Below are 12,940 nucleotides of genomic sequence, written 5' to 3'. Positions count from 1 at the left end.
GACGGAGCCTTGACGGGGGATCACAAGCCCCGTAGCGTGACCGGATCCGGCGGTCAAGACCACCGGCAACGATATAGAACTGATGATACCTCAGACGACCCCTGTGGGAGAGCTGGACCGCACCATGCGGCCCACGCCGAAGGAGCAACCGCCCCGGAACCTCTCAGGCCCCCGTACCACAGACGAATTGAGGCTCTGGAGAGAGGGCGGAACAGCACTGACGCTGCCGCCCCACCGAAGGTCAATCCGGCCCAGCCGGGAATGTCTCAGGTCAAAGGACAGAGAGGGGCATCATCCAAACACCGGGCCCACCGCCCGCACTGGGAGATGCCGTCTTGGATACACTGCCGTCAGGCGCACAGCCGACCCCGCCGCCAACCGCCGGGGCTGCCACTAATCTCAGCGTTTTTGACCTCTACACCATCGGTATCGGGCCGTCATCGTCCCATACCGTCGGGCCAATGCGGGCCGGGTTCCGCTTTTCGCAGGGACTGATCCGGCGCGGCCTGCTGGGACAGACCGCGCGGGTCAAGGTCGGCCTTTATGGGTCTCTAGCCCTGACCGGAATCGGGCATGCGACCGACAAGGCTGTCCTGCTTGGCCTGTCCGGGCAACGGCCCAGCAAGGTTGATCCCGACGCCGCCCCCCGGATTGTGGAAACCATCCGCACCACAGCCCGCCTGCTGCTGGCCGGAGAAAAGGATATCCCGTTTGAAGAGCCGCAGGACCTGCTGTGGCACTACGCCGATGTTCTGCCCGATCATCCCAACGGGATGCGGTTTCAGGCCTTTGCCGCCGATGGATCCCTGTTGCGGGAGCAGGATTATTATTCGGTCGGGGGTGGGTTTGTCGTCGCCCATGGCGATGAGGACGCCGCCATCACACCGGGGTCAAACGTCTTCCACCCCCACCCCTACAGTTCGGCGGCGGAGCTGCTCGATATCTGCGACCGCGAATCCCTGAGCATCGCGCAGGTGATGCTGGCCAACGAACTGGTGTGGCGCCCGGAACATGAAACCCGCGACTTTCTGCAGCGGGTCCGGGATGCAATGATTTCCTGCATCGACCGGGGCTGCGCTCAGACCGGAACCCTCCCCGGCGGACTGAACGTGCGGCGGCGCGCCCACGACCTCTACCGCGAACTGGTCGCCAAGCCGGAAGCAGGGATGCGCGATCCCTTGACCGTTCTGGACTGGGTCAATCTGTATGCTCTGGCGGTAAACGAAGAAAATGCCGCGGGCAGCCGGGTGGTCACCGCCCCGACCAATGGGGCATCGGGCGTCATTCCGGCGGTGCTGGCCTATTACGAACGCTTCTGTCCCGGGGCCACCGCCGCCGGAGTGCAGGATTTTCTGCTGACCGCCGCGGCCATCGGCGCGCTGTATAAAACGCGGGCCTCAATCTCGGCGGCTGAAGTCGGCTGTCAGGGAGAAGTCGGCGTCGCCTGCTCGATGGCGGCCGGTGCCCTTGCCGCGGTTCTGGGTGGCACCCCGGCACAGGTTGAGAATGCCGCCGAGATTGGCATGGAACATAACCTCGGCCTGACCTGCGACCCGATCGGCGGTCTGGTACAGGTCCCCTGTATCGAACGCAACACCATGGGCGCGGTCAAGGCGATCAACGCCGCCCGGCTGGCGCTGCGCGGGGACGGCACCCACAAGGTTTCCCTCGACCGGGTGATCGAAACCATGCGTCAGACCGGGCTGGATATGCAGAGCAAATACAAGGAAACCTCACAGGGCGGCCTTGCCGTCAACGTGGTGGAGTGCTGAGGGGGGGCCCGGACAAGCAGAAGGGGCATTGTGGACGACACAATGCCCCCGGAACGGGCTTGCCCCGGCCCTGCACAGGGTGCATAGACCGGGCTGGCCTTCTTTAGTCTGCCTTACTGCCGGACGCGGCCACCTCTGGCAGCGTCACCGCAACGGGCACGGGCGCCACAACCGGGCGCCCGCTCAGTGCCCCGTTCATACCCCGGCGCACCGCCGATTCGCAATGACGGGCCAGTGCCTTACGGTCACCGCACTGGGCCAGCGTCACCGGCTCCAGCAGGTCAATTTCCACCGTAAAACCGCCTTCGAGCAAGACTTCCCACAGGTGGGTCGCCAGATCCATATCCCCATACCAGGCATATAGCGGGCGCAGACCATAGCCCATCGGCACCCCCCAGTGACGGGTATAGGCAATCGACACCGGCTGTACCGTCACCGGCTGGCCGTCAACATCCTGCTCCGCCACGTTAAACAGGCTGCTGCGGAACGACAGAACCCGGTTGCCGTCAGAAGACGTGCCTTCCGGGAACAAAATCAGCGGCTCGCCCCGGCGCAGGGCATCGGCAATCTGGCTGCGGCTGCGAGCTACGGCCGTCTGACGGCGGTCGATGAAAACCGTGCGGGCCAGACGGGCCAGAATCCCGAAGCCCGGCCAACCACGGACTTCCGCCTTTGCCACAAAGCTGCCCTGCACAAAACTGCCGAGCGCAATGATATCAAGGTAGCTGACGTGATTGGCAACACACAGCAATGGCCGCTGCGGTACCAACCGACCACGCACCACAATCTTCATGCGCAGGATGTGCTCTGCCGTCATCCGCCAGTAAAAGCAGGATATCGCGCGGTATCCGGTGCCTGCCAGCAGGGCAACGCTGTAGACCGGCATCATCACCAATGTCCACAGAACATAGAGCAACAGCCGCACGGTGGCGGAAATGACAGCGAACATCAGGGGGCTTCCGAACGGGCAGTACGGTCGTAGTGCTTATAGTATTTGTCAGAAACCATATCGGTTTTAACAATCACGCACACATCCGTGGTGTTGAACTGGTGATCAATCACGGCCCCGTCGCCGATAAACCCACCCAGCCGCAGATACCCTTTCACCAGCGGCGGCAGAGACGCCAGCCCGCGCACCGGGTTGATGTCATCCTTTGCCAGCAGATTCATCGGGGTATACAGACCGGGCAGAGCCTTCGGACACAGCGCGTCGGGGGCGCGGTGATAATGGTACAGATAGGACAGCGGCAGCGCCAGTTTCTGCGGGTCGGTGCCGTGCAGGCTGGCACAGCCGAACATCAGCTCAATCTTATGATGGAAGACGTACGCCGCAATACCACGCCACAGCAGCTGCATGGTCAGCTTATTACGATACGCGGCATCAACGCAGGAGCGCCCGAGTTCGAGAATTTCGCCCGGATAACTCAGCACCGCACTGAGGTCATATTCCGACACTGAGTAAAACCGACCGATCTCGGCCACACTGCTGCGACGCATCAGCCGGTACGTGCCGACAATGCCCTCAGCTCCGGCACCCCGGTTGCGGTCAATCACCAGCAGGTGATCGCACACCGCGTCAAAATCATCAAAATCCCGCAGCACGGCAGCCATTTCCGCCGTCGGCTTGGCCCCCATCTCGTCATAGAACACACGGTACCGGAGCGCCTGTGCAGCGGCAATTTCACGGTCGTTTTCGGCAAGGCGGATTTCCTGAGACCCTTCGGTCAGGGCGTCAAACGCGGCCATCGTCTATCCTGTCTGTGTGGCGGCCCGTTCCCGGGCACACAAAGGTGGGGCGCATCAAATCGCCTGCCGCCGGATCGCGGATGACCGGGCAGCAGGACACCAGATGTACCGTAAATCATGATAAAAGGGCCACAGAAACCTGTGGCCCTTGGCAACCGGGACACCCCGGGAAAGCACTGTAGCAGAGAAACGCTTTCACTCTGAGATCAGCTTATTCCTGCTCGTCCATCCGCACGCCATAGAGCTCCAGCCGGTGCCCGACCAGCTTGAAGCCATGACTGGCAGCGATACGGCGCTGCAGTTCCTCAATCTCATCGTTATGGAACTCGATCACCTTGCCGGACTTTACATCGATCAGATGATCATGATGCTCGTCCTGCACTTCCTCATAGCGGGCCCGTCCATCCCCAAAATCGTGACGGGCGAGAATCTCCGCTTCTTCCAGCAGGCGGACGGTGCGGTACACCGTGGCGATGGAAATCTTCGGATCAATCTCGGTGGCCCGGCGGTACACTTCCTCCACATCCGGGTGGTCGGACGCATCCGACAGGACGCGGGCGATGACGCGGCGCTGCTCGGTCATCTTCATGCCTTTTTCGACGCACAGCTGCTCGATTCTCGATGGCACGGGACGGCCCTTTCCTTACTGGCTGCGGCTGCGGAGGGGAAGCAGCCGGACTGATTGTATGATCACTCCCAAGCGCCGGAAGGCCATTCCCCACACCGGCAGCCGGAAGAGAACCCGGGCCGCTGCAGAATGGCATGGCTGACCTGACAGAGCAATGCGACTGCTGTCTTATGTAGCGGGCCGGAAGATCAGACGAAAGCCCTTCCTGCGGATAGGCGTGTAAAAAAGTCAGGTATCCCGGTCAGACGCATCCATCGGGTCAGACCCAGACAGGCATGGCCGGAAAAGATCTGACACCATCATCTGGCACCATCACTGGAAAGAAGAGCGGCGGCGGCGGGCCTGATACGCCAGCGACACCTTGCGGGGACGGAACAGCAGCAGCAGGGTCACCCCCAGCCCGCCCATCACCATCCATGCCGGCAGCTGCAGCAGCCATGACGTCACGGCCCATGGCAGATGCAGATGAGAGTTATCGGGAGTTACCGGGGCCTGCCCGGCCAGAAGGGTCAGGATTTCGCCGGTTGCCAGCGTATCGCGCCCGGCAGAACCAAGCGCAAGCACTGCATCGGCTGAGGCGGCCAGAAAGGCCAGCCCAAGAACAAGCCATCCGAAGAACCGTCCCATCATGATGGTCCCCGCGTCGCTGAGAGAGTCGACAAAGCCCGGGCCGCCGGTCTTGCCTGAGCCTTGACGCGGTTGACCGGCGGAATGCTCCCCTGACATAGGGACGGATGCTGCCGGATACGCAAAGCGGGTAAGCGGACGACCTTCTACTGGTGTGTGAGAGTGTCTCTGGAACGCCCTAAAAAATCTATAAAGTTTTCTGCCAAAGAGGGGCGAATTAAAAAAATATCCCCCTGACGGAAAAAAGCCTTTGCATTCAGCAGTCCGGTCGGCTATCTAAACGGCCTCGCGACGGGGAACACCCGGAAGCGACCGGTCCTTAAGGGCAATCAACCTGCCTAACCTTATGACCGGAAAATTTGTGGAGAGGTGGCCGAGTGGTTGAAGGCGCACGCCTGGAAAGTGTGTATACGGGAAACCGTATCGAGGGTTCGAATCCCTCCCTCTCCGCCAGAATTCAGACCGCCCGCGCCAATCAGCGCCGGGCGGTTTTTCTTTGCCAAATCAAGGCATTCTCAGATGTTCTTGCCCTCTCCGCCGGGGCAGCGATCTCCATTTGGGGACCAAGCCGGTACACATTTTGGTACGCGCCGGGCACCCGATGGATGACAGCAGCCGTAAATGAAGAGACTTGGGTCTATTGGGCAAAGCGGCACTCCGGGCTCAGACTCAGCCTGTGCCCGGAGTGTCTCTGATCAGCGGTGACCGGTCAGGACCGCAGCCCCGGCGCTTCCTGCCCGGTACGGGCCACATACTCGGTATAGCCGCCGCCGTACTGATGAATCCCCTCCGGGGTCAGCTCCAGAACCCGGTTTGACAGTTCGGCAAGAAAATGCCGGTCGTGCGAGACAAACAGCATGGTGCCTTCATAGGCAGACAGCGCTTTGATCAGCATTTCCTTGGTATCGAGATCAAGGTGGTTGGTCGGTTCGTCGAGCACCAGAAAGTTCGGCGGATTAAACAGCATGATCGCCATCACCAACCGGGCCTTCTCGCCCCCTGACAGCACCCGGCACGGCTTTTCCACATCATCCCCGGAAAAGCCGAAGCATCCGGCCAGCGCCCGCAAAACCCCTTGATTCGCCTGCGGGAACTGGGTGTCGAGCGTTTCAAAGATGGTCTTATCGCCATCCAGCGTTTCCATGGCGTGCTGCGAGAAGTACCCCATGCGGACACTGGCGCCGATGGTGACGGTCCCGGAATCCGGCTGACTGGCCCCGGCGACCAGCTTCAGCAGGGTCGATTTACCGGCACCGTTGACCCCCATGACACACCAGCGTTCCTTCCGGCGGATCGTCAGGTCGAAATCCTGATAGATGGTGCGGCTGCCATAGCCCTTATGCACCCCGCGCAGAACGGCAACATCCTCACCGGAGCGGGGAGCGGGCGCAAAATCGAACGACACCACCTGACGGCGCTTCGGCGGCTCAAACCGCTCGATCTTATCCAGCTTCTTAACCCGGCTCTGCACCTGAGCCGCGTGAGACGCCCGGGCCTTGAAGCGTTCAATGAACTCCAGTTCCTTCGCCAGCATCGCCTGCTGCCGCTCAAACTTGGCCTGCTGCTGCTTTTCATTCAACGCCCGCTGGCGTTCGTAAAATTCATAGTCGCCGGAATAGGTGGTCAGGGTGCCGCCATCAATTTCGATGATCTTGTTGATGATCCGGTTCATGAACTCGCGGTCATGCGAGGTCATCAGCAGCGCACCGTCATACCCCTTCAGGAAGCCTTCCAGCCAGATCAGGCTTTCCAGATCCAGATGGTTGCTCGGTTCGTCAAGCAGCATCACATCAGGGCGCATCAGCAGGATGCGGGCCAGCGCCACACGCATCTTCCAGCCCCCGGACAGCAGACCGACGTCACCGTCCATCATCTCCTGACTGAAGCTGAGCCCGGCCAGAACCTCGCGGGCCCGGCCTTCCAGCGCATAGCCGCCCAGCTCCTCGAACCTGGCCTGTACCTCGCCGTAGCGCTCGATGACCGCATCCAGATCCTCGCGGTCAAGATCGCACATCGCCACTTCCAGCTCGGCCAGTTCGGCGGCCACAGCGCTGACCGGCCCGGCCCCGTCCATCACCTCCGCCACCGCACTGCGGCCGGCCATTTCACCGACATCCTGATTGAAGTATCCGACCGACACATTCTTTTCAGTGGAGACCTGCCCTTCATCGGGCAATTCCTCGCCAGTCACCAGACGGAACAGCGTCGTCTTTCCGGCCCCGTTGGGACCGACGAGACCGATTTTTTCGCCACGGTTCAGGGCGGCGGAGGCTTCGACGAACAGAATGCGATGACCATTCTGCTTGGTGATGTTTTCAAACCGTATCATTGATGTCTGGGTTCCCTTGGGGTGGTTGGCCCCTTATGCCACAGGATGCCCACCGGGGAAGAGTCCTGTTCACCCCAGCCGACAGAAGAGAGGAGTCCGCCGATGTCCCGTGTTGATGATTTAAAAGCAGCCCTGCGTCGTCTGGCCCCTGATCTGCCACGCTACGATCAGGGGGCGGTGATTGACCATGCCCTTGACAGCCGGGGACTGCGGACCGCCTCGGCGGAGGCTGCGGCATGGCTGTCACTGGTTGCCCATGCCCGCCATGTCTATACCGACTATGACGACCTGATTGCCTCAGGCTATGACCGTGACGCCGCCCGCTTTTTTGTGGTCGATACCCTGAATACCACCATCGGGGACTGGGGCTGCCGCCGCCGGGTGACCGCAGAAGAGATCCCCATCGACTGACGGTCTAACCAAGGGGTGAATTTTTTACCCCCTATTCCCCATAAAGTAGGAAAAATGTGCCCGGTCCGGGCCGCCACAGGCGGGCAGACCACGCCTTTCAGGCCGTCTGCAAACCATTTACCGACCTGAAAACAGCTCTCTTAATGATCTTTGCAGGTCTGCCGCGGCCTGCGGATATGGCTTTGTTTTTGCTTCCGGGATAGTCCTCCACCGTACACACCGGTGTCCCTTTTTCTAAACCCGGAGCCCGCCATGGCTGACGCAATCGGCACAACATCCCGCGATATCTGGACACAGGCCCTGTCCCGCACCCCTTACGCGACCAAAACCGCCTGGTCCGATGACGACTCGAAGGCCACCGAGCAGGCCGGGGCCGCCGCGGTCACCGGGGCAGCCAGCACCGTGGCCCTGTCCGCCAGCGGTCAGGCCGAAGCAACCCTGCAGGGGATTGAGCAGAAAGTCGCTGCAGCCGGGAAGGCACTGGGCCTGTCACCGGATAAAGACGGCAATTACGACTTCACCGGGTCTCTGCGCAAGGCAGTAATCGCGCTGGGTGATCAGCTGAACAGCATCCTGTCCCGCAGCCGAATTCCGGTGGATGGCAACATCAGCGTCTACAAAGCCGCCGATGGTAGCCTGAAAGTCCGGGGCGAACCCCGGATGAAGGAACTGATCGAGAAGGCCATCAACGAAGACAGCTCGTTTAAGGAAAACTTCGACAAAACCAGCTCCATCGCCAAAGCCGATTCGCTGTCCAAAATCGCCGAAGCCGCCCGCCGTTGGAAAAAAGCCTATCCGGCCAAAGAGAAAGAAATCGAGAAGTGGGCCCAGCGCGCCGCCGAGAACGTCCAGAATGCCAGTTTCCAGCTGGATCTCGGCCGGAGCGGTGCCACCGGTGCGCTGGTCAACGGTGACGGCAACGCGATCGGCATTGATCAGCCGGGGGCCCTTGGCGTTCCGCTGATTTAACGGCACTGTGGCATCCTATTCCAAACCAGAGGACCGGCCATGCTGACCGTCGATATTGCCCGCCAGCAAGGGGATCTTTCCCTGTTGCTTGCCTTGTCGGTCGGTGGCGGAGAGCCGGGTATCACGGCGGTCTTTGGCCCGTCGGGGGCCGGAAAAAGCAGCCTGCTGACGCTGATCGCAGGACTGCAGACCCCGGACCGGGGCCTGATCCGACTGGGGGACCGCGTTCTGTTTGAGCGCACCCCCGGCTGCCGCCCCCGCCACAACCTGCCGCCGGAAACCCGGCGGCTGGGACTGGTATTTCAGGATGCCCGCCTGTTTCCGCACCTGTCCGTACGCAGCAACCTTCAGTTCGGCTGGTCCCTGTGTCCGCCGGAAGACCGCCGCCTGACCCTCGGGCCGGTGGCGGAGATGCTCGGAGTATCTTCTCTGCTGGACCGTCGTCCGGCCTCCCTGTCCGGGGGGGAGAAACAGCGGGTGGCCGTTGGCCGGGCCCTGCTGTCATCCCCCCGGCTGTTAATGATGGATGAGCCGCTGGCAGCACTGGACAGCGCCCGGAAAGCGGAAATTCTGCCCTTTCTGGCCCGGTTACCGCAGGAGTTCGGCATCCCGGTCCTGTACGTCACCCATTCGATGGAAGAAGTGCTGCGGCTGGCCGATGATCTGGTACTGATCGACCGGGGGCAGGTCGCAGCACAGGGGCCGGTGGAAACGCTGCTGAACCGCCGCGATCTATGGCCGCTGACCGGCGGGCAGGACCCTGCCACCGTGCTTGCCGCCGAGGTGACCGGAATACACCCTGGATCCCTGCAAGTTCAGACCACCGCCGGGCCGCTGTGGATCGGGGCTGAGACAACGGACGACCGCATCAGTCACGGTCAAAGGGTCCGGGTCCGGATTTTTGCCCGCGATGTCGCGCTGGCGCTGGAACGGCCCCGCGCGATCAGCACCCGCAACATTCTTGCCGCCACCCTGACCGGACTCGACAGCAGCGGCAGCGGTACACTGGATGCCACCCTCCGCCTGCCCGGAGACGGCCAGCTGGCCGCTAGGATCACACGGGCGGCCGCCGACGATCTCGGCCTGCATCCCGGACAACCGGTGTTTGCCCTGATCAAAGCCGCCTCTCTGACGCGCGGCGGCATGATCAGTCACAGCCCATGAAGAAACCCGTCAGAATGCGGCAACCACCCCATTGCTGCGCGGGTCTGCCGCCCCTTCCAGCAGGCCATCTGGGTGCCGCACCACAGCGGCGGCATGGCCCATAATGTCTTCGTAGGCCCCCAGCACGGCAATCTCATGCCCCGCCCGCTCCAGCGCGTCATACAGCGCCGGAGAGAAACGGTTTTCCAGCTTCAGGTCATGGGGCTTCGAGTCGCCATAACTCTTCCCCAACACCCAGCGCGGAGCAGACACCGCCTGTTGCAGCGACTGCCCGAAACGGGCGTAACGGGTAAACAGGGCGGCCTGCGTCTGCGGCTGGCCGTCCCCCCCCATGGTCCCGAAGGCCATCACCCGGCCATCCCGGAACTTGGCCAGCGCCGGAGCCAGCGTGTGCATCGGCTTGCGCCCCGGCCGCAGACAGTTGGGGTGATCCTGCTCCAGCGTGAAACCGGCCCCCCGGTTGTGCCAGAGAATCCCGGTCTCCGGCAGCACCACCCCTGATCCAAAGCCGTGATAGACGCTCTGGATAAAGCTGACCATCCGCCCCTCGCCGTCAGCAGCACAGAGATACACCGTATCCCCGTCCCCCAGACGGGCAGGCCACGGGGCCGCCCTGTGACGGTCAATCTCTTCCGCCAGCCGGTCGAGCACCGAGTCGTGCAGGTACGTGGTCGGATGAACCTCCATACTCAGCGGATCGGTGACATGGGCATTCCGCACCTTCAGGGCCACCTTGGTGGCCTCGACGATGGAATGGATATGGTCAAAGCCTTCCGCCTCTGTCGGGTTGAGGCGGTCAACCAGCGCCAGAACCATCAGGGCCGTCAGCCCCTGCGTCGGCGGCGGGGCATTGAACAGAGAGATACCGCCGTCAACCTGCGTCGCCAGCGGACGCCGCCGCACCGGACGGTGCCGGGCCAGATCCTCGGCCTTCAGCGGACTGCCGCAGCGGGCCAGATCGGCGGCGATCCGCCGGGCGACCTCGCCCCGGTAGAAATCATCCAGCCCGTTCCGGGCCAGCAGCTCCAGCGTGGTGGCCAGCGCCGGCGTGCGCAGAATGGCTCCTTCGGCCGGCACTGACCCGCCGATCAGCATGAAATCCCGGAAGCCTGGCACCGCCTCCAGCACCGGGCGCTGCCGCCGGGCCATCGCGTGCAGTGCGGACGCCACCGGAAAACCGTTGCGGGCATACTGGATAGCATCTTCCAGCAGCCGTTCCAGCGGCAGGGTTCCGTTCCAGCGGCTGGCAGAAATCTCCAGCGCCGACTGCCAGCCCGAAACCGTGCCCGCCACCGTACAGGCCGCCAGCGGCCCGTGCAGCGGCATGCCGGAAAACCCTTTGCTGCGGTACTGGGCCGCATCGGCCTGCCGGGCAGCCGCCCCGGAACCGTCAATCGACACCGGCGGACGCCCGGGCTCGTGGATCAGCCAGAAGCCATCCCCGCCCAGGCTGTTCATATGGGGATAAACCACCGCAATGGTCGCCGCCGCTGCCACCATGGCCTCGATGGCATTGCCGCCCTCCCGCAGGATGGCGAGGCCGCTCTGGGCGGCCAGATGGTGCGGGGCGGCGATCAGGCCACGCAGGGCAGAGGCGGTATGCAGCATCGATGATCCCGTTTGCTCAGTCTGATCTCAGGAGGGCCCGATACCCGGGCCTCCGAGGATCCGGTTGCCCCCGGGGCCGGATCAGGTGCGGAAATGCAAAATTTAAGGCATCCGCACCCGCCGAGGGGGCTTCCGAATTTGGCGTCATTGTTTAAAATGGCGCGCTTCTGGTAAAGCACGAAAATTTCACAGGCCGGACTTTCCGCCTCCAGCCCCTGAAGAAAGGGGTCTGACCGGCGTTTCCCCGGCCTCACCCAACCCGGAAGCCCTGAGATGAAAGACTATACCGCCAGCCGTTATCTTCCGATCGCGTGGGAACTGTTCCACCGCGACACCCGCATGCTGGCCCACAAGCTGGTGCAGATGGCCCCGTTCAAGGGCATCGTCGCCATCACCCGTGGCGGCCTGATCCCGTCGTCGATTCTGGCCCGTGAGCTGGACATCCGCCTGATTGACTGTATCTCCATCGTCTCCTACGACGACCGGGTGCAGGGCGACCCGACGGTGATCAAGGACGTGCAGAAAGACATCGTCGGCGATGGCGAAGGCTGGCTGGTGGTCGACGACCTCGTCGACTCCGGCGTTACTGCCCGTCTGGTGAAAAAGCTGCTGCCGAAGGCCCATATCGCCACCGTCTATGCCAAGCCGCAGGGGCAGGATGCGGTGGATACCTTCGTGGTGCCGATCGAACAGACCACCTGGCTTCTGTTCCCGTGGGATGCCGAACTGCAGCCGAACGAGCCGCTGGCCCGCCGGAAATAACCGGGGCCAGTCCGCCGGACAGGATCCCTGACCGGAAAATTGCAGACGGGGGTGGAGAAATCCACCCCCGTTCCTGTATGCAGGATCCCTGAAACAGACAGAGCCGCCCCCGGCGGAGGAGACAAAATCATGACCACAGCATCAACCGGGCAGATCTGGGATGCCGGACGCTATCAGGCCAACGCCGGATTCGTGCCGGTGCTTGGCGCGCCAGTCCTGACCCTGCTGGCCCCGGCGGAGGGGGAGCGGATTCTCGACCTCGGCTGCGGTGACGGCGCGCTGACCGAAAAACTGGTGGCCTGCGGCGCGGTGGTCACCGGGGTGGATGGATCCGCAGCGATGATTGACGCCGCCCGGGCCCGGGGCCTGACCGCCGAGGTGATGGATGGCCATGCCCTGAACTATTCCGCCTGCTTTGAGGCGGTGTTCTCTAATGCCGCCCTGCACTGGATGACCCGGCCGGAACCGGTGGTCGCCGGTGTCGCCCGTGCCCTGGTACCCGGCGGGCGCTTTGTCGCCGAGTTCGGCGGTTTCGGCAACGTTGCTGCCGTGGTCACGGCCCTCACCGCCGCCCTGAACCGCCGGAACATTGACCCCGCCCCCCGGAACCCGTGGTATTTCCCGACAGTTGAGGAATACTCTGCCCTGCTGATCCGGCATGGCTTCGTGATCGAGGACATCGCGCTGGTGCCCCGGCCGACCCCGCTGCCCACCGGCATGGCCGGGTGGCTGGAAACCTTTGCCGGTCCCTTTGTCGCCGGACTGGAAGAGACCGAGCGGCAGGCCATTCTGGACGAAGCGGTGGCAGCGATGGCCCCGGCGCTGCGGGACGGGTCCGGCGGCTGGTGGGCCGATTATATGCGCCTGCGGTTCCGTGCCCGTCTGGGGGCATAAGTCACCCCGGGATATGCGTTAAAAAAGGGC

12 protein-coding genes, 1 tRNA gene and 1 riboswitch are annotated in these 12,940 nt (G+C 62.9%); of the genes, 7 read left to right on the top strand and 6 right to left on the bottom strand.

Annotated elements, in window-relative coordinates; translation table 11 throughout:
* The first annotated feature begins 94 nt into the window (after positions 1–94).
* A riboswitch (glycine riboswitch) is annotated at positions 95–189 on the top strand.
* A 146-nt stretch (positions 190–335) separates the two neighbouring features.
* The gene (locus G365_RS0110500; RefSeq protein WP_019645482.1) at positions 336–1,772 is read left to right on the top strand and encodes an L-serine ammonia-lyase; all 1,437 of its coding nucleotides are present in this window, start codon (positions 336–338) and stop codon (positions 1,770–1,772) included.
* Positions 1,773–1,875: 103 nt separating this feature from the next.
* Here the strand turns inward: G365_RS0110500 and G365_RS21125 are convergent, their stop codons facing one another.
* From G365_RS21125 to G365_RS0110480, 4 genes are all read right to left on the bottom strand, one after another.
* Entirely contained in the window at positions 1,876–2,721 is an 846-nt protein-coding gene (locus tag G365_RS21125) for a lysophospholipid acyltransferase family protein (RefSeq protein ID WP_019645481.1), read from the bottom strand.
* On the bottom strand, positions 2,721–3,518 hold the full coding sequence (locus tag G365_RS0110490) for a GNAT family N-acetyltransferase (RefSeq protein WP_019645480.1): 798 nt from the start codon (positions 3,516–3,518) through the stop codon (positions 2,721–2,723). The genes G365_RS21125 and G365_RS0110490 overlap by 1 nt, the downstream gene beginning before the upstream one ends.
* Before the next feature lie 211 nt (positions 3,519–3,729).
* A complete protein-coding gene (locus G365_RS0110485) occupies positions 3,730–4,146 on the bottom strand; it encodes a Fur family transcriptional regulator (protein WP_026345260.1) in 417 nt (138 codons plus the stop codon).
* Positions 4,147–4,458: 312 nt separating this feature from the next.
* Positions 4,459–4,776 (bottom strand): hypothetical protein, encoded by a 318-nt coding sequence (locus G365_RS0110480; protein WP_155976222.1) that lies wholly within the window; start codon positions 4,774–4,776, stop codon positions 4,459–4,461.
* A gap of 360 nt (positions 4,777–5,136) precedes the next feature.
* Between G365_RS0110480 and G365_RS0110475 the strand changes: the two genes are divergently transcribed.
* Positions 5,137–5,226 (top strand) — tRNA-Ser (locus G365_RS0110475).
* Between the two features lie 256 nt (positions 5,227–5,482).
* Here the strand turns inward: G365_RS0110475 and G365_RS0110470 are convergent.
* The gene (locus G365_RS0110470; RefSeq protein WP_019645477.1) at positions 5,483–7,102 is read right to left on the bottom strand and encodes an ABC-F family ATP-binding cassette domain-containing protein; all 1,620 of its coding nucleotides are present in this window, start codon (positions 7,100–7,102) and stop codon (positions 5,483–5,485) included.
* A gap of 102 nt (positions 7,103–7,204) precedes the next feature.
* Here G365_RS0110470 and G365_RS0110465 point away from each other — a divergent pair, with 102 nt between their 5' ends.
* The 3 genes from G365_RS0110465 to modC all read left to right on the top strand — a co-directional run bounded on the left by G365_RS0110465 (position 7,205) and on the right by modC (position 9,646).
* The gene (locus tag G365_RS0110465; protein WP_019645476.1) at positions 7,205–7,513 is read left to right on the top strand and encodes a DUF2293 domain-containing protein; all 309 of its coding nucleotides are present in this window, start codon (positions 7,205–7,207) and stop codon (positions 7,511–7,513) included.
* A gap of 252 nt (positions 7,514–7,765) precedes the next feature.
* Positions 7,766–8,482 carry a hypothetical protein gene (locus G365_RS0110460; protein ID WP_019645475.1) on the top strand — a complete coding sequence of 239 codons (717 nt, stop codon included), beginning with the start codon at positions 7,766–7,768 and terminating at the stop codon, positions 8,480–8,482.
* A gap of 39 nt (positions 8,483–8,521) precedes the next feature.
* Positions 8,522–9,646 carry a molybdenum ABC transporter ATP-binding protein gene (modC, locus tag G365_RS0110455; protein ID WP_019645474.1) on the top strand — a complete coding sequence of 375 codons (1,125 nt, stop codon included), beginning with the start codon at positions 8,522–8,524 and terminating at the stop codon, positions 9,644–9,646.
* A gap of 9 nt (positions 9,647–9,655) precedes the next feature.
* Here the strand turns inward: modC and G365_RS0110450 are convergent, their stop codons facing one another.
* Entirely contained in the window at positions 9,656–11,254 is a 1,599-nt protein-coding gene (locus tag G365_RS0110450) for a gamma-glutamyltransferase family protein (protein WP_019645473.1), read from the bottom strand.
* A gap of 273 nt (positions 11,255–11,527) precedes the next feature.
* On the opposite strand from G365_RS0110450, the gene gpt reads away from it, so the two are divergent.
* A complete protein-coding gene (gene gpt / locus G365_RS0110445; protein ID WP_019645472.1) occupies positions 11,528–12,016 on the top strand; it encodes a xanthine phosphoribosyltransferase in 489 nt (162 codons plus the stop codon).
* Between the two features lie 129 nt (positions 12,017–12,145).
* Positions 12,146–12,910: a methyltransferase domain-containing protein gene (locus G365_RS0110440; RefSeq protein ID WP_019645471.1), complete on the top strand. Its 765-nt coding sequence runs from the start codon at positions 12,146–12,148 to the stop codon at positions 12,908–12,910.
* The last annotated feature ends 30 nt before the right edge of the window (positions 12,911–12,940 follow it).

This window comes from Novispirillum itersonii subsp. itersonii ATCC 12639 (assembly GCF_000381985.1).
Lineage (GTDB): Bacteria > Pseudomonadota > Alphaproteobacteria > Rhodospirillales > Rhodospirillaceae > Novispirillum > Novispirillum itersonii.
Note: the sequence above shows the minus strand (reverse complement) of the source record. Positions and strands in the feature narration are given on the sequence as shown.

What these genes read in the sequence shown, in the direction of transcription:
- G365_RS21125 (WP_019645481.1), bottom strand. Translation starts at nt 2,721, where the DNA reads ATGTTCGCTGTCATTTCCGCCACCGTGCGGCTGTTGCTCTATGTTCTG.
- G365_RS0110490 (WP_019645480.1), bottom strand. Translation starts at nt 3,518, where the DNA reads ATGGCCGCGTTTGACGCCCTGACCGAAGGGTCTCAGGAAATCCGCCTT.
- G365_RS0110480 (WP_155976222.1), bottom strand. Translation starts at nt 4,776, where the DNA reads ATGATGGGACGGTTCTTCGGATGGCTTGTTCTTGGGCTGGCCTTTCTG.
- G365_RS0110470 (WP_019645477.1), bottom strand. Translation starts at nt 7,102, where the DNA reads ATGATACGGTTTGAAAACATCACCAAGCAGAATGGTCATCGCATTCTG.
- G365_RS0110465 (WP_019645476.1), top strand. Translation starts at nt 7,205, where the DNA reads ATGTCCCGTGTTGATGATTTAAAAGCAGCCCTGCGTCGTCTGGCCCCT.
- G365_RS0110460 (WP_019645475.1), top strand. Translation starts at nt 7,766, where the DNA reads ATGGCTGACGCAATCGGCACAACATCCCGCGATATCTGGACACAGGCC.
- modC (WP_019645474.1), top strand. Translation starts at nt 8,522, where the DNA reads ATGCTGACCGTCGATATTGCCCGCCAGCAAGGGGATCTTTCCCTGTTG.
- G365_RS0110450 (WP_019645473.1), bottom strand. Translation starts at nt 11,254, where the DNA reads ATGCTGCATACCGCCTCTGCCCTGCGTGGCCTGATCGCCGCCCCGCAC.
- gpt (WP_019645472.1), top strand. Translation starts at nt 11,528, where the DNA reads ATGAAAGACTATACCGCCAGCCGTTATCTTCCGATCGCGTGGGAACTG.
- G365_RS0110440 (WP_019645471.1), top strand. Translation starts at nt 12,146, where the DNA reads ATGACCACAGCATCAACCGGGCAGATCTGGGATGCCGGACGCTATCAG.